16 protein-coding genes and 1 pseudogene are annotated in these 23,482 nt (G+C 40.8%); 9 read left to right on the top strand and 8 right to left on the bottom strand.

From position 1 onward, the window contains the following. Positions 1-11 precede the first annotated feature (11 nt). The 4 genes from AACS98_RS18350 to psb34 all read right to left on the bottom strand — a co-directional run bounded on the left by AACS98_RS18350 (position 12) and on the right by psb34 (position 5,959). A complete protein-coding gene (locus tag AACS98_RS18350) occupies positions 12-2,738 on the bottom strand; it encodes a tetratricopeptide repeat protein (protein WP_066382480.1) in 2,727 nt (908 codons plus the stop codon). After that, positions 2,738-3,220 carry a LysM peptidoglycan-binding domain-containing protein gene (locus AACS98_RS18355; protein ID WP_066382481.1) on the bottom strand — a complete coding sequence of 161 codons (483 nt, stop codon included), beginning with the start codon at positions 3,218-3,220 and terminating at the stop codon, positions 2,738-2,740. The genes AACS98_RS18350 and AACS98_RS18355 overlap by 1 nt, the downstream gene beginning before the upstream one ends. Further along, on the bottom strand, positions 3,217-5,448 hold the full coding sequence (locus tag AACS98_RS18360; protein ID WP_066382482.1) for an Hsp70 family protein: 2,232 nt from the start codon (positions 5,446-5,448) through the stop codon (positions 3,217-3,219). The genes AACS98_RS18355 and AACS98_RS18360 overlap by 4 nt, the downstream gene beginning before the upstream one ends. A gap of 340 nt (positions 5,449-5,788) precedes the next feature. Continuing rightward, a complete protein-coding gene (psb34, locus tag AACS98_RS18365; RefSeq protein WP_156481550.1) occupies positions 5,789-5,959 on the bottom strand; it encodes a photosystem II assembly protein Psb34 in 171 nt (56 codons plus the stop codon). Positions 5,960-6,050: 91 nt separating this feature from the next. Between psb34 and AACS98_RS18370 the strand changes: the two genes are divergently transcribed. Beyond that, the gene (locus AACS98_RS18370; protein ID WP_231866920.1) at positions 6,051-6,704 is read left to right on the top strand and encodes a PAP/fibrillin family protein; all 654 of its coding nucleotides are present in this window, start codon (positions 6,051-6,053) and stop codon (positions 6,702-6,704) included. A gap of 66 nt (positions 6,705-6,770) precedes the next feature. Here AACS98_RS18370 and AACS98_RS18375 read toward each other — a convergent pair whose 3' ends face one another. After that, on the bottom strand, positions 6,771-6,959 hold the full coding sequence (locus AACS98_RS18375; protein ID WP_082803658.1) for a hypothetical protein: 189 nt from the start codon (positions 6,957-6,959) through the stop codon (positions 6,771-6,773). 5 nt (positions 6,960-6,964) lie between these two features. Beyond that, the gene (locus AACS98_RS18380; RefSeq protein WP_066382486.1) at positions 6,965-8,041 is read right to left on the bottom strand and encodes a PIN/TRAM domain-containing protein; all 1,077 of its coding nucleotides are present in this window, start codon (positions 8,039-8,041) and stop codon (positions 6,965-6,967) included. Positions 8,042-8,292: 251 nt separating this feature from the next. Between AACS98_RS18380 and hemW the strand changes: the two genes are divergently transcribed. The 7 genes and pseudogenes from hemW (at position 8,293) to AACS98_RS18415 (ending at position 21,097) form a co-directional block, all read left to right on the top strand. After that, positions 8,293-9,471, top strand: a complete 1,179-nt coding sequence (hemW, locus tag AACS98_RS18385; protein WP_369815997.1) for a radical SAM family heme chaperone HemW — start codon at positions 8,293-8,295, stop codon at positions 9,469-9,471. Between the two features lie 1,268 nt (positions 9,472-10,739). After that, on the top strand, positions 10,740-11,978 hold the full coding sequence (locus AACS98_RS18390; RefSeq protein ID WP_066382488.1) for a sedoheptulose 7-phosphate cyclase: 1,239 nt from the start codon (positions 10,740-10,742) through the stop codon (positions 11,976-11,978). Next, positions 11,975-12,808: an O-methyltransferase gene (locus tag AACS98_RS18395; RefSeq protein WP_066382493.1), complete on the top strand. Its 834-nt coding sequence runs from the start codon at positions 11,975-11,977 to the stop codon at positions 12,806-12,808. The genes AACS98_RS18390 and AACS98_RS18395 overlap by 4 nt, the downstream gene beginning before the upstream one ends. A gap of 3 nt (positions 12,809-12,811) precedes the next feature. Then, positions 12,812-14,197, top strand: a complete 1,386-nt coding sequence (locus AACS98_RS18400) for an ATP-grasp domain-containing protein (RefSeq protein ID WP_066382495.1) — start codon at positions 12,812-12,814, stop codon at positions 14,195-14,197. Positions 14,198-14,368: 171 nt separating this feature from the next. Then, positions 14,369-17,020, top strand: a pseudogene (locus AACS98_RS18405) (non-ribosomal peptide synthetase); the annotation flags it as partial. 180 nt (positions 17,021-17,200) lie between these two features. Next, the gene (locus tag AACS98_RS18410; RefSeq protein WP_066382497.1) at positions 17,201-18,757 is read left to right on the top strand and encodes an alkaline phosphatase D family protein; all 1,557 of its coding nucleotides are present in this window, start codon (positions 17,201-17,203) and stop codon (positions 18,755-18,757) included. A 777-nt stretch (positions 18,758-19,534) separates the two neighbouring features. Continuing rightward, a complete protein-coding gene (locus AACS98_RS18415) occupies positions 19,535-21,097 on the top strand; it encodes a phytoene desaturase family protein (protein WP_066382498.1) in 1,563 nt (520 codons plus the stop codon). Positions 21,098-21,342: 245 nt separating this feature from the next. Here the strand turns inward: AACS98_RS18415 and AACS98_RS18420 are convergent, their stop codons facing one another. Beyond that, positions 21,343-21,693, bottom strand: a complete 351-nt coding sequence (locus AACS98_RS18420; RefSeq protein ID WP_066382499.1) for a hypothetical protein — start codon at positions 21,691-21,693, stop codon at positions 21,343-21,345. A gap of 226 nt (positions 21,694-21,919) precedes the next feature. On the opposite strand from AACS98_RS18420, the gene AACS98_RS18425 reads away from it, so the two are divergent. Then, positions 21,920-22,852, top strand: coding sequence for a DMT family transporter (locus AACS98_RS18425; RefSeq protein WP_066382501.1), 933 nt, complete (start codon positions 21,920-21,922; stop codon positions 22,850-22,852). On the opposite strand, the gene AACS98_RS18430 is transcribed toward AACS98_RS18425, so the two are convergent. Beyond that, a complete protein-coding gene (locus tag AACS98_RS18430) occupies positions 22,853-23,263 on the bottom strand; it encodes an MgtC/SapB family protein (RefSeq protein ID WP_231866919.1) in 411 nt (136 codons plus the stop codon). Positions 23,264-23,482: the final 219 nt, after the last annotated feature.

Genomic DNA, 23,482 nt, shown 5'->3' on the forward strand with positions numbered 1-23,482 from the left:
TGCACCTTGATTCAAAAACCATTTAGCCGACGACGAATTGCTTGATAATCTGTATTATCAGGACACAATTCACAAGCCCACCGACATAGTTGATGCACTAAATAACTCGATAAAGCATTGTTTTCAATTCCTTTGATTAATATCATCATGAAATAATCCCCGACATAGTATCGGATACCATCATATTGGGAATATTGAGCATGGCGAACAGCTTCTTCATAGCGATCGCGCTTGATCAAATTGCCAATTTCTTGCACTTCCTGAGCTATAATATACATCTGCCGCACTGTGGGATTCTCAGGATTTAGTTCATAAGCCCAACTGCCTAACTCATAAATATCTCTAAATCCTAATTTTCTAGTTTTAAATCCATCAATTAATATATCAATGCAAATTTCTGCTACTATATTTTTAACCTTTGTTTGACCATTTTGTTTAGCATACCTCACAGCACCTTCTAAATCATTTTTGTCAAAAAATACTTTAATTGCGTCTAGTGCTATGGCATTCTCAATGCTCTGCATTAAGTCAAGCACAATCGGATTTTCCACATCAATTAGTTTAATTCTCTCTAGTTTTTCTAAAGCTTGCTGTTTGGTGATTTTCTCATTAGCAACTTCCTCTCTGACTTGTTCTGCTTTATATTCAGCTAAATAAGCTCTAGCATTGGCACTATTAATCACATCGTACCAAAACTGAGCGAAAGCTAGATGTTCTGTGTTTTCTGAGATATTTCTACGCTGTAAACTGCAAAGTCTATCTATTTCTTCTTGCCATTCTTGATTAGTTTGAATTTGTGGCTGTGCTTGCTTAAAGGGATTAATTGCTTCCCGCCATGTTTGTTGTTGTAAATAATAGCATCCTTCATGGTAAGCTACAAATTGTTGAGCAAATATTTCTAATTCAGAATTGGCTTGATTCGTCGGTTTTAATTTAATCGCCCTTTGGCTATCTCCAACGATACAAGCTGCTACTGCTAAACCCCAAGTTGTGTATAAGCAATGTAGAATTTTTTCGCTAGTATCTATCTTATTTAAAGAAGTTTGTTTGCCAGAAATATAATGTTGATAACAACCAGGAGTTACAAATATATCATTTATTTTGACACCGTTTACTGGCGTTTTTCCAATTAATTCTAATGCGACTGATTCCAAACGCCAAGTATCACGCAGGTTAAAATAATCATGAAGATTGCTATCTTTGACAATATCAATCATTGCTTCTAACCTGTGTTTTAATTGTGCCGATATGGCAGCAAAATCAACAGATTTATTTCCCAGCCAAGGTACATCTTGCAGATTGATGTCTTGATGCAAATTTGCTAAGGCAGTTGCCAAAGAAATAATTAAATGCGATAATTTGCTAGAGTCTGTTTGAGCATGATAATAATTGGCAACTGCCCAATTATGTAAGGTGATAATATTAGGTTGTTCCATCCAGTCTTTTTCAGCTTGTTCACTAATCACTTCCCAGTTTGCACTTTGCCAAACTGCTATTTCTAAACGTGGCTGAATATGTTGCTGAAGGTTTTCTTCTACTAATGAATCATAACCAAATTTTTCGATAAATTTTGTACTAGCTGTTTTGGCTTGCGGCAAATTTTCAGCTTTAACTAATTGTTCAATATTTTGGAGATATAGCAAGCGTTGTCTTTGGCTGAGAGTTTTGAGAATTTCTCGTTGTGGGGCGATGTTTTTACTAGATAAACTTTGCCATTCCCGATATGCTAGTTGTAAATTTTGTTGTTGGGCGTAAGCAAACCCCCGCAGATATGCAGCTTGTTCACTATCTAAACCTTCTAGGTGAGATATTGCTTGTCCCCAATCTTGAATTTTAATTGCTACCAATGCTAACCTGATTCGGCAGTTGCTGACATCTGGTAATAGATATTGAGCATTTTCATACAGAGAAATAGCTGTTTTGAAATCTCCGGCTTTTTCTGCTGCTAAACCTTGACGGTAAAGTTCTCTACCTTTGATAATTGATTGGAGTTTGTTTAATAAAACTTGTCCGTCGGTGCGGGGAAATTTAGCTACCGCCGATTGTAAAAGCGCGATCGCACCTCGTAATTTTCCTTCGCTTTCCCCTTGTCGCGCCCTTTGTAAACTAGCTTCAAAAGCTGCTTCTTGTGTAGCTTGGGCTGTCGCGTTAGCAATCGCCTCTGTGAGAGCCTGTGTAGAGTAAAGTTGTTGAGCTTGGGAATAAATGGCGATCGCATTTTTAAAGTAGCGATTTTCTGCTTGAGACTGCGCCTGTTGTACTAATCCTTGAAACTGTTGGCGTTTGTCTAGTTCCCCTTGACATCGGTTGATAGCTTGCAATAGCCGTTCATCGTGGAGAATTTTGCTACAGCGTTGATAAATATTGATGGCATTTGCGAGTGTTTGTGTTTCCCAAGGATCACCTGTATCTTGTTTCAGGAGATTTTTAGCATTAGCGGCGAGTTTATTAGCTGTTGCTACTTGTTTACGCCACTCTTGCGTTTGCTGAGTTAGTTGCTTGAGCAGATTTCCTAACAGTAATTGAGTAAGCCAACGTTCCCAAAAACCGGGGTTTTTTGACCAAAAAGCCAGGGCGGTTTCGCCGATGGTGATAGCTTGTCGCAGGTGTTTTTTTTGTGCTAGTTCTGCTGCTTTTTGACTAGCTTGTTTAGTTTGTGGTGCTTGTTGCCAAGCGTCAACAATTCCTATGCCAAAAATATTCTTGGTGAATTGATTGATAATTTCCAGAAGGTTCATTAAATCCCCTCCTGACAATTGGGAATTTTTAATACTTCTCCCACATTGATATAATCTTCCCTACCTTGAAGTTGCGGGTTGGCTTTTACCATGATTTGCCAAGAAGTATTTTTACCACAGAATTTTTCTGCGATCGCACTCAGATGCTCTCCCGGTTTTACTGTGTATGTCGTTGGTGCTGGTGGTGGCTGGGGTTTGACAACAACGGGAGGAGTAGTTTTAGTGCGCTCAATGGGAATGGGATGAGAAACAACCACTGTATTCAACTGGGGTTGTGAAAATATCATGCTTGTTCCTAATCCTAAACCTAAACCAATGAGCAACATCAACAAGATAATTTTCCAGGAGAAAACTGCTCTAGTTTGCTGTTGAGGTAATTCTTGTAGCATCCGAATTAAACTCAAGTCAGCATCACAATTAGGACAAATATCACCTGTAATACCTTGGTAGCTGCACACAGGACAATTAAGATTAATCTTCATCGGCTAAGTCCGGTGACAATTATGTTACTGGGTAAATCATGATCTAGCCAACGTTCAACATCTGGAAGTAGTTCTTCCCACAAACGTTGAGCTTCTTGTTGATTTTCTCTTGCCATTGCGTCGAGTAGACGAGAGAGTTTGTTAGACATTGCACTAGCTTGGGTGGGTGCAATTTGTTGAGCTTGGCGAATAGCTGCCAAACAAATTTTAATCATTTGCACTTCATCTGGTAAATTTTTCAGTTCTTTGCGAGCATCTTCGCTGTAAGATTCCATTCTAGATAGGTCATTGGCATTAATTGCCGATAGCAAATTTTCAGTCAGTTTTTCTAATCTTTGCTGCTGTGGTTCGGGGATGAGAAAATGACATAATTTCAGGAGGCGATCGCATTCAGCCGCTAAATATTCTGCTTCCAAACATTCCTCAGACATAGAAATTTGCAATGTTTGTAAACTGGCTTTGGCGCGATCGCGTAAATCAATGCGTTCTTGCCCTGTTTTATAATCGATAATTTGATTAGCTGATTGGACTATGGGAACTGCTAATTTCAATGCTGCTTCTACACCAACTTGGGTTAGGTCTAGACTGTTGAGTTTAGCAATGGTAGTTTCTAATTCTTTGTAAATTTTCTCATCTGCACGACCCCGCGAAAACGTACAACTCACTTTCACAGCAGGATCATTTTTGAGAGTAGCTGTCATTTTCAAATCGCTATTTTTTTCATCTAACTCTAAATTGACTAAAATTTCCGTTCCTTTGGGATAAACCTCATCTAAACCCAACCACATATCCCCGATACTGTCCTCTGCATCTAGCCCATCTAATTCTTGTCTCACCTGATCAGGGTTAAAAAACTTAAAATGAACTAACCGTTGTCCATCCGCCACAGTTTTGAAGGTGTAGGATTTCTGCACAGGCAGAATATCATTGCGGTTAATGACTTTATACTTAAAGTCTGCTAAATACTTATCGTCTACTAATTTGATATAATAATCACGGGATACTGTTGTAACTTTCTCTGTTTGCCCAGCCGCAACGATCGCTGCACCTTCCGCCACTGCATACATCGGGCGCGGATGCAAAACTACTTTATCAGCCCCAAAAGTTTCTTTTACCCTGCGTTGTACTAAGGGAATTTGAGCAGAACCCCCGACTAACAGGACTATATCCACCATTTCTAAATGATATTCGGCATCTTGTACCGCTAGGCGACAAATTTGCACCGAACGCTCTACCAAATCGCTAATCATCGCCTCAAATTGCTCGCGGGTAATTTCTACCTCAATGGGGATAGCAATTCCTAATTCATCTAATAACTGAGTAGCTGGACTAATTCGCGCTACCTGAGAACTACTCAATTCAATTTTGGCACGTTCTACAGCTATTTTCAGGTCAGCGTTAAATCTTACCCGTTGATAATAGGGCATTTTGGCAATTAAGCCCTCAATATCAGCAATTTTTTCTTCTGTGGCGACTTGGGTTTTAACAAAGTTCATCAGTCGAGTATCAATGTCATCCCCTCCTAACCATAAGTCTCCAGCTTTGCCATGTTCAATAAATGAAGTTCCAGCAGATGTCAGCAGAGATGCGTCAAATGTCCCACCGCCAAAGTCGTAAACTAAAATTGTCTTGACATCATCGCTATCTGGTGAAAAACCATAGGAGATAGCAGCAGCCGTAGGTTCTGGTAATAATTCTAAGGGAGTGAGTCCCGCTTTTAGGGCGGCGGTACGAGTAGCATAGCGTTGTTGATCATTAAAGTAAGCCGGGACAGTAATTACCGCTTGATCAATTACTTCGTCGGTTTTACCAATTCCCTGACGATAAGCTTGGGCGTTTCGTACCACTTTTTTGAGAATTTCGGCGGAAATGTCTTCTGGGCTGTATTCTTTGCCACCTAGCCAAACTGCTATACTATTATCAGTGCCTTGGCTGGGTTCGGTAATTTTATAACCCACTTTTGATTTTTGTTCCTGTACTGCTGGGTGACTAAAACCCCTACCCATCAAACGTTTGATGGAAATAATCACATTTTCTGGATCAGCCCGCAATTGATTGTAGGCTTGATCCCCCACTAATAATTTATCTTGGTCGGAAGCTACGAGCGATCGCGTCAGTTTTCTATCTGGTGGTGTGTTGTCATTAGCTGTCACTACCTCTACTTCTGCTAACTTAAAAGCACCTACAGAATTAGTAGTTCCTAAATCAATACCGATTGCCTTACCCATTGCTGACCCAATACTGATTTGTATAAATTATTGATACACCTAAGCTTTTACATGAACATAACTTGTATAAATTAGAGTTGTTTTAGGCAGCTTAGGCGTAATTAAACCAATATTACGCAAATTTAGCCATATAATACCTCAGTAAAATTACTGGTATATTGGGCTGAAAATCGGGAATAAGTAGGAATATTGCTGATTGTTCATGATATTTGGTCATGGTAATTAGGGGTTCACCAATGCTGATCCTATATTTATCCGCAACAAAAAACCCCAGCCGCCAAGCTGGGGTAATAAGGAGAAGTCCGAATGACGATGAGAAACCTAGTAAAAAGTAAAAATTTTAACTAACACCCAATGCAACTAAAACTAAAGTGGTGACAAGCAATGTAGCAAATGCTCCTTGGAGTCTGTAGCGGCGTTGCTCCTCTTGGTTGGGATAGGTAGCATAGTACATTTCTGGTTCAGTTGCGTAGTTGTTCAGGATGCCGTCTTCGTTGATGGTGGTATACATAGTTTTTTTTCTAGCTTTTGTTAACTTATGTAAATAAATTTAACAATAATGTTACAAACTGTCAAGCTGACTTGACAAGAAAAGGGTGATAATGCTGATAAAATTCACTTATCAGGGGAGATATCAAGAGATAATGGAGAATGATGGCGGGAGACTCGGCTTAAAAAATGAGCTATTGCAGCGAGTAGCAGCCTTAGATGTACAGCAAGCTTTATTTCCATCACCAGAACCGAAGATTGATCAACTGGTGCAACAGTTAGAAATGCTCAATCCCATCCCTAACCCCCTGAGTGTGAATCACGTAGATGATTTATGTGGGAATTGGCAGTTGGTGTATGCTTCTCGTGGAACGGTGGTTACTCGTCCGTTGGCTTCAATTTCTGAGGTGTGGGGTGGAATCAAGATTAAACGGGTGTGGCAAAAATTGGTTGTAGGCGATCGCAACCACATCTGTGCTAGCAATGGTGCTGAGTTACAATTACCCTTGTTAGGAAACTGGCAAATCTCGGCTGACGGAATTTGGACTTGGGGAGATAATCAACAGGAAGCAATGGTGAGTTTTCATGGCTTTTCTGTGCAAGCTGTCAAACCCTTGGGGATATCTGGCTTAAATTTGCCAAAGTTAACAATTCCAGTCTTAGAATTTTTGCGAAAACAGGCTGTATGGATAACGTCATATTTAGACGATGAAATCAGGGTGGGAAAAGGCGCAACGGGTAATATGTTTGTGTTTCGTCGCCCATAATGTAGAGACGTTGCATGCAACGTCTCTACAGTGCAGAATCAAGGGCATCTTCATTAAGAAATGCTATTACTTTCTTTGCTTTCTCGCCTTCCAAGTGCCACCATAAACATAAAATGGGTTATTTTCGCTGACACCAGTCCAACATTGAGGACAAACGAAAACCCACTTTCCGTTTTCTTCAAATTTCACCCGATACAAAAGCGGTGCAGGTTGACTGCACCGATAGCATAGTTTAACTCGATTTACAGCAGACATTTGCCTCACGTCAATGCTGAAGCTTGGGGTTTAGCAAATATCATCCGTCCGGCTGAGGTTTGTAATGCACTGGTGACTACTACCCGTAATTCACCACCCACATAACTACTACCTTCTTCGACAACAACCATTGTGCCATCATCGAGGTAGCCGATACCTTGACTTGGTTCTTTACCCTCTTTAAGAATTTTTAAGTCCAGGTTATCTCCAGGTAAGTAGCTAGGACGGACAGCATTAACTAAGTCATGCACATTTAAAACAGGTACTTTCTGCACACTAGCGACTTTAGATAGGTTGTAGTCGTTTGTGAGGAGAGTCCCGTTGATTTCTTGAGCAAAACGCACTAATTTAGCATCTACTGTGGGAATATCCTCATAATCCGATGGATTGATGATAATTCTGTCGGGATATGCTTCTTTAATACGGTTCAAGATTTCCAGTCCCCGTCTTCCCCGGACTCGTTTTTGATCTTTGCTTGCGTCAGCGACTTGTTGTAACTCCTGCAAGACAAACTGGGGAACGATGATTTGTCCTTCTAAAAATCCCGTGTCTAGCAGCGTTTCAATGCGACCATCAATAATACAACTGGTGTCTAAAACTTTGGTTCTGGCGGGTTTGAGTGTTCCCTCAGCTACCATTGTCTCTACAGTGTTAGGATTAATGAACCGCAATAAACCCCGTCCGTGGGTGTCGGCTAAGTTCATCCCGGTGACGGCGAGGATAATACTACCGACAACTGCCACCAATGGTTTAATAAAACTAAAGTCTGTGGGGATCGGTAGTAAAAATAGTGGTGCTAACATTAAGTTAGCCAGCAATAACCCGATTACTAAGCCAATGGCACGGGTTAAAATAACTTCCAGTGGCATTTCTCGGACTTGTGCTTCTAAACGGCGATATGTCGTTTGGAAACTCAAGCCAATCGCACCGCCAATAATAGCAGCAAAGACAGCAACAGTTAAGCGTAAAGCTTCTAGATTCGTCACCTGATCTAACGTACCATTGGGTAATAGATCGGTGCTGTAGAATCCTATTCCTGCTGCTGCCAGGATAAATGAGAAAATAATAATGGCATCAAGCATGGTTTTGATTGATTCCTGCGAGTGTTTTACCCGATAAAGTCGAGAGTTTTGAATTTCATCGGTAAGAGAGACTAACTTATATTGACTTAGACTAGGGTTTTATGCAGGCAATGTCTGCAAACATTATAACTAAAGTGTTTTCTCTTCCGATATTTCATAGTTTCGTCAGCAAAAGATAATAACTGTAAATAAACTACTTATTTTCATTATTTCTAATTTTCTGTTAGTTAAGTTTATTATTGTTCACGATTATGCAAAAAGTTAATGATTTAGCCGTTGTGAGTTCTGCTTACGTACATATTCCCTTTTGTAGACGGCGATGCTTTTATTGTGATTTTCCGGTGTCGGTGGTGGGCGATCGCCTGCGGGGTGAAAATTCTGGTACTATTTCCCATTATGTCGAGGTGCTGTGTCAAGAAATCATCATGACACCAGCTTTTAGTCAACCACTACAGACAATTTTCTTTGGTGGTGGGACTCCTTCGCTGTTATCCCCAAACCAGTTACAACAAATCTTAGCGGTGTTAGACAAGCGGTTTGGGATGAGTGCGGGTGTGGAAATTTCTATGGAAGTAGATCCAGGGACATTTGATTTAGCCCATATTACAGGTTATCGTGATGCGGGTGTGAATCGGGTCAGTTTGGGTGTACAAGCGTTGCAAGGGGAATTGTTAAAAGTAGCTGGGCGATCGCACTCGGTCGAAGACATTTTTGCAGCTGTAGAATTAATTCACCAAGCCGAAATCCCCAACTTTAGCATAGACTTAATTTCTGGGTTGCCGCATCAGTCTTTAGAGCAATGGCAAGATTCTCTTACAAAAGCAATAGCGATCGCACCCACTCACATATCTATATATGATCTCACCATTGAACCAAAAACCCCCTTCGGTCGTTACTACAAACCCGGTGACAGTCCCCTACCCACAGATGAAACCACTGTCAAAATGTACCAAACCGCACAGCAAGTTTTAACATCTGTAGGTTACGAACATTACGAAATATCCAACTATGCCCAACCAGGGTATCAATGTCAACATAATCGAGTTTATTGGGAAAATCGCCCCTATTATGGCTTTGGTATGGGTGCAGCCAGTTATATAGATGGTAAACGCTTCACTCGTCCCCGTACCACAAAAGAATATTACCAATGGGTACAGACTGGCTGTGTCATTGATTGTGATATCACACCCCTAGAAGACAGATTATTAGAAACTTTAATGTTGGGGTTACGTTTGGCTGAGGGTGTAAACTTGGTATCACTCACAGAGACATTTGGTCAAGAGAAAATCGCAGCAGTTTACAAATGTCTACAACCTTACTTCACAAAAGGTTGGGTAGAAGTAGTCAACGAAAGATTACGCCTGTGTGATCCAGAGGGGTTTTTATTTTCTAATGTGGTCTTAGCTGACTTATTTAATCAACTAGGATAAAAACCATTTTGTCAATCAGTAATTTTACTGGACTAATGAATTTTTCTCCTCAGAAACACAGGCAGTGGGGAGGTAGGGGAGAGGAAGAAGCAGGGGAGAAGAACTTTTACTAAGCCCCTTGTGGGCGTTCGCGTAGCGTCTCGTCAGAGAAAAAATCCTTATTTCCCAAGGCTGGTAGAAACCCCAGCCCTTGTGGGTGGCTTAGTTTTCCCTGTTCCCTTTCATCTAGTCAACAGCCATAGAAGATTAAAAATATATCTTTAGTTTAGGTGCAATATTTTACAAAGGATGTTACATTGAGAAATGTAAAGTATGGTTTAAGCTTTGGAGCAAGTAAGATAACTGCTCAAAATAGCTTGTAACCTATTGCCCAACTGCAAAAAGTCCGCTATTACTTAGGACTTGCGGTGGTGTTACCAACTTAAAAATAAGCGCAAATTCATGAAGTTTTGTTGTAGGTGTTGGTAGCAGCCTTAAGGTTCAACCAAACCAAAGACATTTTTGCTGCGCTGATAAAAGTAGAAGTGCAATATAGTTAGCACTCCACTTTGGCGTTTTTAGCAAGCAACAATTATCTCTAAATTTGCCTTTTAGACTCCTATTCTGGCTCAAGAATTCAGGAAATCTTTGCCTGGGTATTGCATGGGATTGATAGTTTTGTAGTAGTGTTGAGACGGAACATGGAAATGAATATCAAACTTACATCTAATTTATTGGGTTGGCAGTTCAATCTAAAAACTATGATGCTTATGTAAACTAAGTTTCAGCCCAAAGTTGATATTTTTTGGAAATTTTTTTCCAAAATATTGCAACTATTCCGCAAATAGTGTTATGTTTACGAATGTGAAGAAAACCTTAAGCTCCTTGAGCAAATCAGACAAATCCTGCTAACCACTGACATAATATACCCGTCTACGATCAGCCCAATAATTATTGGACTCCATCTAGTAACACTACTAAAACACGGGAGAAAGTTAATGAATGTTGCTCGTATTTGCCGAGTCTTAAAGTTTAACCAAGACTCATAGATGTTTCCCTAAATACGAAAGCCAGACGCTATACATAATAAGCGTTATCTTCTGGTGCAGCTAAGTTTTGACCACCTCAAATGCTGCCAGTTATTCCCTCTGTTTTTGAGTAAAAATCAGAGTAAATTAGGCTGCTGATTAATTGACTGAAGTCTGTATTGGTGATTTCACCATTTTTGGATTTTCCCAAGGTTTCAGGCAACGCATACAGTAATTCATTGCAGTTAAAAGGCAAAAAATATGAGCATCGTTCAAACCACCTTAGAAGCGAAAGAAACATCTTTCCATGTAGAAGGCTACGAAAAAATTGAGTACGACTTAGTTTATGTAGATGGTGTTTTTGAGATTAAGAATCCAGAACTGGCAGAAGTCTACAAAAATTTTGGGCGATGCTTGGCGATAGTCGATGCTAATGTGAGTCAGCTATACAGCACCCAAATTCAAAAATATTTCCAATATCACAATATTGATCTGACACTCTTTCCGATTACTATTAGCGAACCAAACAAGACAATTCAAACATTTGAGAAAGTAGTAGATGTCTTTGCAGACTTCAAGCTAGTTCGCAAAGAACCAGTATTAGTAGTTGGTGGTGGTTTGATTACAGATGTTGTCGGTTTTGCTTGTTCTGCATACCGCCGCAGCAGTAATTACATCCGTATTCCTACCACATTAATCGGATTAATTGATGCTAGTGTTGCCATCAAAGTCGCAGTTAACCATAAGAAGCTGAAAAACCGTTTAGGTGCTTACCATGCTTCTGGCAAAGTGTTCTTAGACTTCTCCTTCTTGGGGACTCTACCAACAGACCAAGTGCGTAACGGTATGGCGGAATTAGTCAAAATTGCCGTAGTTGCACACAAAGAAGTGTTTGAGTTGTTGGAGAAGTACGGCGAAGACTTACTACATACGCATTTCGGCAATATTGATGCTACGCCAGAAATCAAAGCAGTAGCCAACGAAGTCACCTACAAAGCGATTAAAAAGATGTTGGAGTTGGAAGTTCCCAACCTGCATGAGTTAGACCTAGACAGGGTAATTGCCTATGGACATACTTGGAGTCCGACATTAGAACTTGCGCCACGTATCCCCATGTTCCACGGTCATGCTGTGAATATTGACATGGCGTTGTCTGCAACTATGGCAGCACGTAGAGGCTATATTACTAATCAAGAGCGCGATCGCATTTTAGGATTAATGAGTCGCATCGGTCTAGCCCTCGACCATCCCCTACTAGATGCAGAATTATTATGGCGTGCAACTGAGTCTATCACACTCACCAGAGACGGTTTACTCAGAGCCGCCATGCCCAAACCCATCGGTGAATGCTTCTTCGTCAACGACCTGACAAAAGACGAGTCCGCCGCAGCTTTAGCAGAACATAAAGAACTTTGCAGCACATATCCCCGTGGTGGCGAGGGTGTAGATATGTATCCCCTCAGCAGCCAGAAAGAACTTGTAGGGAGTGCTACAGCATGACTGATATAATCACAAAACCGACAGCTAGACCTGTCACACCCTTGGGAATTTTAACCCAGAAGTTAGAAGCCATTGTTGAACAAGTCAAGCAACAGCAAAACTTACCTGCTGAATTAGTAGACCAAATTCAGCAAGCATGGGAATTAGCAGCAGGTATCGACCCTTATCTAGAAGAATGCACCACCCAAGAATCAAACGTCTTGGCTGCACTGGCGAAAACCACCGCACAAGAAGCTTGGGGTGAACACTTTACCCAAGGTGCAACAGTGCGTCCTCTAGAACAAGAGATGCTGTCTGGTCATATCGAAGGACAAACCTTAAAGATGTTTGTCTACATGACCAAAGCCAAAAAAGCCCTAGAAATTGGGATGTTCACAGGTTATTCAGCCTTAGCAATGGCGGAAGCCTTACCAGAAGATGGTAAATTAGTAGCTTGTGAAGTAGACCCTTACGCGGCTAAGGTAGCACAGACAGCTTTTAACCAATCTCCCTACGGTGCCAAGATACAGATAGAACTAGGTGCAGCTTTAGCCACCCTAGAAAAATTAGCCGCCAGTGGAGAAAGTTTTGACTTAGTATTTATCGATGCCGATAAAAAAGAGTACATTACTTACTTCCAAATGCTGCTGGACAAGAACTTGTTAGCACCGCAGGGATTTATTTGTGTAGATAACACACTCCTACAAGGAGAAGTTTATTTACCTCCTGAAAAGCGCAGTGTTAACGGCCAAGCTATTGCTGACTTTAATCGTACCGTAGCCCAAGACCCCCGTGTTGAACAGGTTTTACTCCCCCTGCGCGATGGTTTGACGATTATCCGCAGAGTGTAAACTATGACACAATCAATTTCTCTTGACTCCTCACCGGCTACACCGTCTCTAGGTTTAGAGGCGAAAATAGCCGCAATCATGCAAAATATTGGGACTTTGGCTGTGCTATTTTTAGCATTGCCCATCAATGCCAGTATTGTTTTCATATACTTGGTTTTGGGTGCTATCTTTCGTCCCCAAACCGCGACAACCAGCAACCCAAAAAATATCCTCATCAGTGGCGGAAAAATGACCAAAGCTTTGCAACTAGCCAGGTCATTTCACGCCGCAGGACATCGGGTGGTACTGCTGGAAACTCATAAATATTGGTTGACGGGACATAGATTTTCTCAAGCGGTGGATAAATTTTACACAGTTCCCGCACCGCAAAAACAACCAGAAGACTATATCAAAGCTTTAGTAGATATAGTCCAGAGAGAAAACATTGATGTATATATTCCCGTCACCAGTCCCGTCGGGAGTTATTACGACTCCCTAGCCAAACCAGAGTTATCGCGTTATTGCGAAGTATTTCATTTTGATGCAGATATCACCCAAATGCTGGATGATAAATTTGCACTAGCAGAGAAAGCGCGATCGCTTGGTTTAACAGTACCCAAATCCTTTAAAATCACCTCACCCGAACAAGTCATCAACTTCGACTTTTCCGACGAGACTCGGAAATACATCCTCAAAAGCATACCTTACGACTCAGTGCGACGTTTGGACTTAACCAAACTCCCCTGCACCACCCCCGAAGAAACAGCAGCATTCGTCAGAAGTTTACCCATAACTCCCGAAAAACCGTGGATTATGCAAGAATTCATTCCCGGAAAAGAATTCTGCACCCACAGCACAGTCAGGGATGGCGAAATAAGACTACATTGTTGCTGTGAGTCATCAGCATTTCAAGTCAACTATGAAAACGTTGACAACCCGGAAATATTGGCATGGGTGAAGCACTTTGTCAAAGAACAGAAGCTAACAGGACAAATTTCCTTTGACTTCATCCAAGCAGAAGACGGACAAGTATACGTCATCGAGTGTAACCCCCGCACACACTCAGCAATTACCACCTTCTACAACCACCCCCAAGTTGCAGAAGCTTACATTGGTAAAACACCATTCACACAAACCTTACAACCATTACCAACCAGCAAACCAACCTATTGGACTTATCACGAAGTTTGGCGTTTGACTGGTATTCGTTCCTTCACCCAGCTAAAGAAATGGTTAGCGAACATTTGGCGGGGAACTGATGCGATTTTACAGTTAAATGACCCGCTACCGTTCTTAATGGTACATCATTGGCAAATTCCTCTGTTGTTATTGAACAACCTCCGTCAACTCAAAGGTTGGACGCGGATAGATTTCAACATCGGTAAGTTGGTGGAATTGGGAGGAGATTAAGAGGTTTTATGGCACGCAGAGACGCAGAGGCGCGGAGGAGAACTTAAAACCCTATTTTTTAAGGACTCCTCAAAATCTTCCCTCTTACTCTCTGCGTCTCTGCGCCTCTGCGTGAGTAAATTCTTCCACTTCCACAACGCCATTAACTAACATTATTCTTCATATTGAAAAATGCAAACTACACTAATAAATCCCCACGGTATAGAAAGAAATTACGACCTTTCTCAAGGCTTACATAACTTATTTACAGCACAGGTAAAACGCACCCCTAACGCCATCGCTGTAACTTTTGAACAGCAACAATTAACCTATCAAGAACTAAATGCTAGAGCTAACCAACTAGCGCATTATTTACAAACACTCGGAGTCAAACCAGAGACATTAGTTGGTGTTTGTGTAGAACGTTCTGTAGAAATGGTTGTGTGTTTATTGGGAATTCTGAAAGCTGGCGGTGCTTATGTACCAATTGACCCAGAATATCCCCAAGAACGCATCGCTTATATGTTAGAAGATTCTCAGGTCAATGTATTATTAACTCAGGAAAAGTTACTGAGTCAAATTCCCCAGCATCAAGCTGATACTATTTGTGTAGATGCAGAATGGGAGAAGATTTCTACACAACCAAATACTAATTTGGACAGTGGCGTAACACCAGATAATTTGGCTTATGTGATTTACACATCTGGTTCTACTGGTAAACCTAAAGGTGCAATGAATACCCATAAGGGTATATGTAATCGCTTACTGTGGATGCAGGAAACTTATCAGATAAATTCTACAGATAGTATCTTACAAAAAACCCCTTTTAGTTTTGATGTCTCGGTTTGGGAATTCTTCTGGACTTTATTAACAGGCGCACGGTTAGTAATTGCTAAACCTGGTGGACATCGAGATAGTAATTATTTAATTAATTTAATTATTCAAGAACAAATTACGACTTTGCATTTTGTCCCCTCCATGCTGCAAATATTTCTAGCTAGTCGTGGTGTGGAAAAATGCACTTCTCTCAAGCGAGTTATTTGTAGTGGTGAAGCTTTACCTGTAGATTTACAAAATAGATTCTTCGAGTATTTTGACTGCGAATTACATAACCTTTATGGCCCTACAGAAGCAGCTATTGATGTTACTTTTTGGCAATGTCAAAAAGATAGTAATTTAACAACAGTACCAATTGGTTGTCCCATTGCTAATACCCAAATTTATATCCTTGATGCTAATTTACAACCTGTTGATGTGGGTGAAATCGGTGAAATTTACATCGGTGGTGTAGGTGTGGCGCGTGGTTACTGGAATCGTCCAGAATTAACACAAGAAAAATTTATTTCTAATCCTTTTAAAAATTCCAAATCAGCCTCGGAACGGCTTTATAAAACTGGTGATTTAGCCCGTTATTTACCTGATGGTAATATTGAATATGTTGGCAGAGTAGACTATCAAGTAAAAATCCGAGGCTATAGAATTGAAATTGGCGAGATTGAAAATGTTCTCTGCTTACATCCACAAGTGCGAGAAGCTGTGATTTTGGCGCGTGCTGATCACAATGAAGAAAAACAACTTGTGGCTTATATTACCTATAATTCAGAAAAACCAACAATCAATAATTTGCGTGATTTTCTGAAAACAAAACTACCTGATTTTATGATTCCAGCCGCTTTTGTGATGCTGGAAGCTTTACCTTTAACTCCTAGTGGAAAAGTAGACCGTAAAGTTTTACCACAACCGAATATTTCTCATTTCATTGAAACTAATGAATTTGTCGCTCCTCGGAATGCAGTAGAAGCAGAATTAGTTAAAATTTGGTCAGACATTTTAAGCATACCACAAATCGGAGTTAAAGATAACTTTTTCTCGTTAGGTGGTAATTCCCTGAAAGCCTTGCATTTAATCTCGAAAATTGAAGAACATTTTCACAAAGAAATACCTCTGGCGACACTGTTAAAAAATCCAGTCATTAGGGATTTAGCGGCAGCAATTGATGATAATAATCTGATTCATAACTCGCCTTTAGTACCAATTCAACCACAAGGCGATCAACAGCCTTTCTTTTGTATTCATCCTGCTGGTGGTCATGTTTTATGCTATTTTAAATTAGCCCATTACCTCGGTAATGAACACCCGTTTTATGGCTTACAGGCGCAAGGTTTTTATGGGGAAGAAGAACCCTTAACCAAAGTCGAAGATATGGCTAGCCTCTATGTCAAAACCATCCGGGAATTTCAACCTCAAGGCCCTTATCAACTCGGTGGTTGGTCATTTGGGGGAGTGGTTGCTTATGAGGTCGCACAACAGCTAAAACGCCAAGGACAAGAAGTATCTTTGCTGGCAATACTTGATTCTTACGTACCCATTTTATTAGATAAACAAAAACCAATTGATGATGTTTATTTAGTGGGTGTACTTTCGAGAGTATTCGGAGGAATGTTTGGACTAGATAATCTAGTCACGCCCGCAGAAATCGCACATTTAAGTTTAGAAGAAAAAATCAATTACATTATTGATAAAGCCAGAAAAGCGAAAATCTTTCCTCCTGGCGTGGAACGTCAAAATAATCGTCGGATTTTAGATGTATTAGTCGGAACTTTAAAAGCCACCTATTCTTATCAGCGACAGCCATATCCTGGGAAAGTCACCGTTTTTCGAGCCAGAGAAAAACATATCATGGCACCCGATCCGACTTTAGTTTGGGTAGAATTATTTTCTGTAATGGCGGCTGAAGAAATCAATATTATTGATGTTCCCGGAAATCATTATACGTTTGTATTAGAACCCCATGTCCAGGTTTTAGCTCAAAGTTTAAAAACGTGCCTTCATCGGAGAGAGTAGGGAATAAAAATGCAGATTTATCGCAGATTCATCCGCGTACCCTACGGGAAGCAAGCTATATCTGCGTGCATCTGCGTTCAAATATTTTTCCTGCACTGTAGACTTAACATCTTCTTAATCCTGCTATGATTCGGATTTGGTAGTTTACATAAAAGCTGTTAAATCATAGTAGGGGTAAGTATGCAATATAATGGCGATCGCCTACTCAATCGGCGTAACTTTCTACTCGGTGCAGGACTATTCACAGGCTTAGTCATCGCTAGCAAAACCTGGCCTGTAATAGCTCAACCTATATTTTCTAACTACCCATTTCAGCTTGGTGTCGCCTCTGGTGATCCTCTCCCCGATGGTATAGTATTATGGACTCGCCTCGCACCCGAACCCCTGAATGGTGGCGGAATGCAACCCGTAAACGTCCCCGTAGAGTGGCAAATTGCGCGGGACGAAAAAATGACTCAGGTTGTCCAAAAAGGCACAGTTTTAGCCACCCCAGAACTCGCCCACTCTATACACGTTGATGTCCGGGGACTAGAGCCTAACCGTTGGTACTGGTATCAATTTAAAGTAGGTAATGAAGTTAGCCCCATAGGACGCACTCGTACAGCACCCGCACCGAATAATTCTATTCAACAGCTAAATTTTGCTTTTGCTTCCTGTCAAGATTGGCAAAACGGCTTCTACACAGCTTATAAAAACATGGCTGAAGAAGACCTAGATTTAATTGTACATCTCGGTGATTATATTTACGAATACGGGGCTAACTCTGATACGCCACGCCAGCACATTGGCGAGGAAATTATTACCTTAAATGACTACCGCAACCGCTACGCTTTGTATAAAACCGACGTAAATTTACAAGCGGTTCATGCTAAATTCCCGTGGATAGTCACTTGGGATGACCATGAAGTAGAAAACAATTACGCCAACTATATCCCCGAAAATAATCAAAGTCGAGAAGCATTTATCACGCGCCGAGTCAACGCTTATCAAGCATATTATGAGAATATGCCGTTGCGTTTATCATCCCTACCGAATAAATCTAGTATGCTGCTATATCGGCGGTTGACTTTCGGGGACTTAGCAGAGTTTAATGTTCTAGATACTCGCCAGTACCGTACAGATCAACCTTGTAATGACGGACTCAAACCCCGGTGTGATGCAGCTTTAGATTCCCAGGCGACGATGACAGGCGCAAAACAGGAACGTTGGCTACTTCAGGGACTCGACAAATCACAAGCACGCTGGAATATAATTGCTCAACAAACCATGCTAGCTCAGTTTGATTTTGACCCCCGTTCTGAGGTACAATTTTTTAATTTGGATCAATGGGATGGTTATGTAGCATCTCGCGATCGCCTGTTAAACTTTCTCGAACAACGCAAGCCTTCTAACCCAGTGGTGATTACTGGAGATATCCATTCCAGTTGGGTAAATGATTTAAAAGCCGATTTTAATAATCCCCAGTCTGCAACAGTCGGTACTGAGTTTATCTGTACTTCCATTTCCTCTGACTTTCCCACCCGGTTTATTGAATCAACCCAAGCCGCACTCAGCAATAATCCCCACACAAAATTTTTTAATGGTAATTATCGGGGTTATGTCCGTTGTAAATTGACTAGAGATAATTGGCAAAGTGATTATCGGGTTGTTTCTACGATTACAGAACAGGATGCTACTATCAGTACCCTCGCTTCTTTTGTGGTGGAAAACGGACAACCAGGTGCAAAAGCCGCTTGAGAATAAATTTTAGCATTTGACACCACAAAAGCTAAGGGGTCTAGTTGCTTTCAAGCAGACCCCTCATTGCTGTTCTTCTGTTTGGTGCAATTTGTCCTCCATCACGCACTTTCGTTTACAGGTCTTGCAATCTTTACCTAAACCTCCCATAGTCGCCTCTTCTTCAGATCCTGGTTTGGCTTGACTCTTAGGCTATGTCTGTGACTAAGGGTGTTGCCACTTATTGCTATGTCAGAGGTTCTTTGCAATTCCACTTATATATTAGCATAATTTTCTGTCTGTCAACCTACATTTTGGGAAATTCAGCTATTAGAAATAAAAGATTTTTCCTCAGTTATCAACCTCATCCATCTTTTAGATGAGCTTTGTTAAAAAACTCTAACTTTTGGCACAATATTTTTAAAATAAATAATTTTAATGTTCCAAAATTAAGATATTAGATAGAATAGATAATATCATTTACAAAGTAAATTGCTAATCATCGTATTAGCCAGCCAGTATCTACCAGTTAAGAAAATTCTTGGCTCAGTATTTATCTAGTTTGAAATACTCAAAATAACAGCATATTAGCTGATTGGTGCTACCCCATTGTGATCGTCAATGATGAACCCAGAATAAATACTTAAGTCTCTGGCTGGAGGTTTTCCATTTTTGAATATATATGAGGCAAAATCTGCAAACCTGGACACAGATTTGCTGATTTTTTTTAGCATTTACCAAAAAATCAAAAAACATTAATTAAATCAAAAGCAATCAAGATTACCAGAGGAGAGGAAAATGGAAATCTTTGATTATGTTATTTTAGGAGCGGGTTTAGGTGGATTAGCAACTGCTGCTTGTTTAACCAAGCAAGGATATAACGTAGCAGTTTTAGAAAAGCATTATTTACCGGGTGGTTGCTGCCATACTTTTGACTATGGCGAATACAGTTTTTGTGCTGATGTACATTATATTTCTCAATGCGGTGCTAATCAGACGATAGGGCAGTTTCTTAATTATATTGGTCGGGATGTCGCCTTTCATAGCCTTGATTCAGACTGCATAGATCGGGTCATTACCCCAGAGGTAGATTTTAAAATACCTTTAGGTTGGGAAAATCTGCGTTATCGCTTGCTGTCTACATTTCCTGAAGAAGCTAATGCTATTAACCGCTACTGTGACGAAATTAAGCAACTACACCAAGAAATTCGTAGCCTAGGTAAAGATTTGCGTTGGTATAACCAAAAATGGTCTGATTGGTTAAAGTTGCCTAAATATTTTCATCTATTTCGCAGGCGAAACTGGACTCTACAAGATTTATATAATCATGTGGGATTATCACCAAAATTACAAGCAATTCTAGCCGGGCAGAGTGGCGACTATGCTCTACCACCCCAAGAAATCGCCTTAATTACCCACACTTCTTTAGTTTGGGATTATTCCGAAGGCGCATATTATCCCAAATATCACTTTAAGGACTTTGTTAATACCATTGTTGATGCTATCACCACAGGTGGTGGTGTAATTGCCTATGCAACAACTGTTAATCATATTCAAGTCAGCAACGGTAGCATTCATAGTGTACTTGCTGATGGTAAAACCTATCGTGCTACTAAGGCTTATATCAGTGACCTTGACCCTAAATTAACTGTAGAATTAATGCACGATGGAGAAGCCATCAGTTACAAAGAATCTCGGCGGTTAACTAGCTATGAATACTCAGCGAGTGCTTTTAATATTTACTTGGGTTTAGATAGTCGGTTTGAGCCGCAACGTTACGGTATTGGTAACTGGAATCTTTGGTATTATCCGACTGGGAACTTAAACAGAGAATATCAACGACAATTGCAAGGTGATTTTAGCAAACCGTGGATTTTTCTGTCTTGTCCGACAATGAAATCTCATGAACCGGGTGTAGCTCCCCAGGGACATCATATCTTAGAAATTGCTACTGTTTGTCCTTATGAACCTTTTGCACAGCTACACAAAACTGACTCTAAAGCTTACAAAGCTAAAAAGCGGGAATTTTACCAGCAAATTATGAACTCTGTCAGAGATTTAATTCCTGATTTAGATAACTACATCCGCATGAAAGTGCTGGGTACACCCACCACGAGTGAGTTTTATTTGGGACAACCACAAGGTAATATTTACGGTGCAAAATTAGTACCGTCGCAAGTGGGGTTAAATCGCATCGGGTATATTACAGAATTACCTAACTTGTTTTTAGTTGGTGCCAGTGCTGGTTATCCCAGTGTGCCGGGTGTGATTGGCAATGGTATGGATGTTGTAGAATTGTTGACTGGGGAATCAATACGGTGTAAAGTTTTTCCGACTCAGCCGTTGGTTGCGGCTGGATGATTATGTTAAGTGATGAAGTAGAATAAGTTAATCATCGGTGGGCATTGCCAATCACATAATATGAAATGTTTGAGCAAATTGCCAGCAATGCCCACCCTACAAACTCATACCATTTCTCTATGAAGTTGCATCAAATCAATGATGTAGAGACATTGCATGCAACGTCTCTAAATTTGTAGGAGAGAGGTTTGGAGAGGGGTTTTTAGTATTCTTAATCACTTGTCAAACATTCTTTGAGAAATTTCTCAAAAATTCCTCCCTAATAAAGATTCAAATTCCGCTTGTAACGCTGTGATTTCGGCTAGTCTAGCTACGAGAATATTATCTTTCCCGGCATCGTTTAACCGCGCTTTCCAATAACGAATACTGTCGGCGTTATTCATCCAAAACTGCACTACAGTATCTATGACTTGCTCGGTATTCCAACCCCATTTTATCGGCAAGGGTTCTACAGTTTCTAATAATGCGTCGAGGGTGCATTTATGGGTGGCTAAATATTCTATAGCTTGCGGCTGGGGTTTATTCGAGGTTTGCTGTTGATGCGTAAAAAATTGCCAAACTGGAGACACGCCCACAATGTCAAAAGTGTATTTCATTCCATTGCTCCTCATGGTGAGTTAGTTCTATGGAACAGCCTAATTTTCTGGTTTTATTGCTTGTCAAAATTGCCTAAACATGACCTGGGAAAACTAAAACTATTACCTATTAATTAGGCGTTCAAGATTTTTGTGAAATTAGCACTTGCTAGCGGAGAGTGCTAATTTTTTATGTAGTTGTTTGATGTATTATTAAAGAGTTTCAGGCATAAATTTAGGGAAGGATTTGATTTTTAATAATTCTTTAACTTTTCTACTTAGTAATACTCAGGGTGAATTAGCGGCTTTATTGGCGGCTGGTTTGTGGGCGATCGCTTCCACGGTGTATGCTATTGTCGGGCGACACATTCCGCCATTACAGCTAAATCTGCTCAAGGGAATAGTAGCGATCGCCTTGTTGATTTTGACTATCCTATTCACTAGAGAAACCTTACCGATTTCTGCCCCCATGCCGATTTTGCTGTTGTGTTTGAGTGGGGTTATCGGTATTAGTTGGGGGGATACAGCGTTTTTACGGGCGATTAATTACTTAGGGGCGCGGCGGGTTTTACTGCTTGGTACTCTTTCCCCAGCTATGACTGCGATCGCTGCTAATCTTGTTTTACAAGAACAACTCAACATCAGGGCTTGGTGTGGGATTTTACTGACAATTTTAGGTGTCGCTTGGGTAGTCACAGAACGAGTTCCCAACACCAGCAATCATTCCCCCACGCACCTGTGGACAGGTGTAGGTTTTGGTGTCTTAGCCGCAATTACAAACGCCATCGCCACCGTTATCTCTCGCGTCGCCTTTACTATGGGTACTATTACCCCTTTGTGGGCTGCTTTGTTACGGTTAAGTGCGGCTGAGGTAGTGCTTTTAGCCTGGATTTGGTTTCCTCACCGTCAGCCAGCCGAATTTTCGCCTAACTCCTGGCAATCATCGCGTGTATTTTTAGCAACCTGTTTTGCATCTTTTTGCGGAACATACTTAGGAATTTGGTTGCAACAGACAGCAATTAAATTGACGGCGGCGGGGATTGCGGCGACATTGTTACAGACTAGCCCATTATTTGCCATTCCCATCGCTGTATGTATGGGAGAAAAAGTCAGTTGGCGAGCGATCGCCGGTGTAATAATAGCGATTATCGGGATTGGATTCTTGTTTTACCTGAAATAACTAACTTTCAAACCGTTTAAATATGTTGAGGATAATAAAAGTTAGCACAGCACCAATCAACCCCAATTGCCATAAACCACACCCAGCAGCAATTCCCAAGGCGGCTGACACCCAAATAGCGGCGGCTGATGTCAACCCCCGAACTTCCAGACGTGGTGGTGGGCTTTGTTCCAAATTAGGAGATTGCCCCGAAGATTGACGGACAATTTCACCAGCACCCAGAAATCCTATACCAGTTGCAATCCCCTGAATTAACCGGCTGAGAACTTCAGGGTGGGATTGGAATGTAGTGATTTGGAGAGGAATCAGAGTAAATAAAGCCGAACCCAAACTTACCAACAAATGTGTTCTGAAACCTGCTGGTTTGTGGCTAAATTCACGTTCTATACCAATAATTGCGCCAATTAGCACAGCTAGGGCCAGTCTAAATATGATATCCCAATAATTCAACAATTTTATATTGTCAACAAAGAATAATCTACTTTAAAGGAAAGTATTGCTAAAATTTCCCACAGACTAGAATTGAAGTTTGGTGTGATTGTCAATATTTTAATCAAAAATTGTTGACTTGTGTGGGTAATGACACTAAAGAAAACTAATTGCACAGTCAACATATTCTGTTTTAGGGAA

This window comes from Anabaena sp. CA = ATCC 33047, assembly GCF_963870205.1.
Taxonomy (GTDB): domain Bacteria; phylum Cyanobacteriota; class Cyanobacteriia; order Cyanobacteriales; family Nostocaceae; genus Trichormus.

Excerpts from the sequence above, each read along its gene's own strand:
- psb34 (WP_156481550.1), bottom strand. The coding sequence starts at position 5,959 with ATGTATACCACCATCAACGAAGACGGCATCCTGAACAACTACGCAACT.
- AACS98_RS18395 (WP_066382493.1), top strand. The coding sequence starts at position 11,975 with ATGACTGATATAATCACAAAACCGACAGCTAGACCTGTCACACCCTTG.
- AACS98_RS18380 (WP_066382486.1), bottom strand. The coding sequence starts at position 8,041 with ATGCTTGATGCCATTATTATTTTCTCATTTATCCTGGCAGCAGCAGGA.
- AACS98_RS18420 (WP_066382499.1), bottom strand. The coding sequence starts at position 21,693 with ATGAAATACACTTTTGACATTGTGGGCGTGTCTCCAGTTTGGCAATTT.
- AACS98_RS18415 (WP_066382498.1), top strand. The coding sequence starts at position 19,535 with ATGGAAATCTTTGATTATGTTATTTTAGGAGCGGGTTTAGGTGGATTA.
- AACS98_RS18375 (WP_082803658.1), bottom strand. The coding sequence starts at position 6,959 with ATGTCTGCTGTAAATCGAGTTAAACTATGCTATCGGTGCAGTCAACCT.
- AACS98_RS18370 (WP_231866920.1), top strand. The coding sequence starts at position 6,051 with ATGCTGATAAAATTCACTTATCAGGGGAGATATCAAGAGATAATGGAG.
- AACS98_RS18400 (WP_066382495.1), top strand. The coding sequence starts at position 12,812 with ATGACACAATCAATTTCTCTTGACTCCTCACCGGCTACACCGTCTCTA.
- AACS98_RS18390 (WP_066382488.1), top strand. The coding sequence starts at position 10,740 with ATGAGCATCGTTCAAACCACCTTAGAAGCGAAAGAAACATCTTTCCAT.
- AACS98_RS18350 (WP_066382480.1), bottom strand. The coding sequence starts at position 2,738 with ATGAACCTTCTGGAAATTATCAATCAATTCACCAAGAATATTTTTGGC.
- AACS98_RS18355 (WP_066382481.1), bottom strand. The coding sequence starts at position 3,220 with ATGAAGATTAATCTTAATTGTCCTGTGTGCAGCTACCAAGGTATTACA.
- AACS98_RS18410 (WP_066382497.1), top strand. The coding sequence starts at position 17,201 with ATGCAATATAATGGCGATCGCCTACTCAATCGGCGTAACTTTCTACTC.
- AACS98_RS18360 (WP_066382482.1), bottom strand. The coding sequence starts at position 5,448 with ATGGGTAAGGCAATCGGTATTGATTTAGGAACTACTAATTCTGTAGGT.
- hemW (WP_369815997.1), top strand. The coding sequence starts at position 8,293 with ATGCAAAAAGTTAATGATTTAGCCGTTGTGAGTTCTGCTTACGTACAT.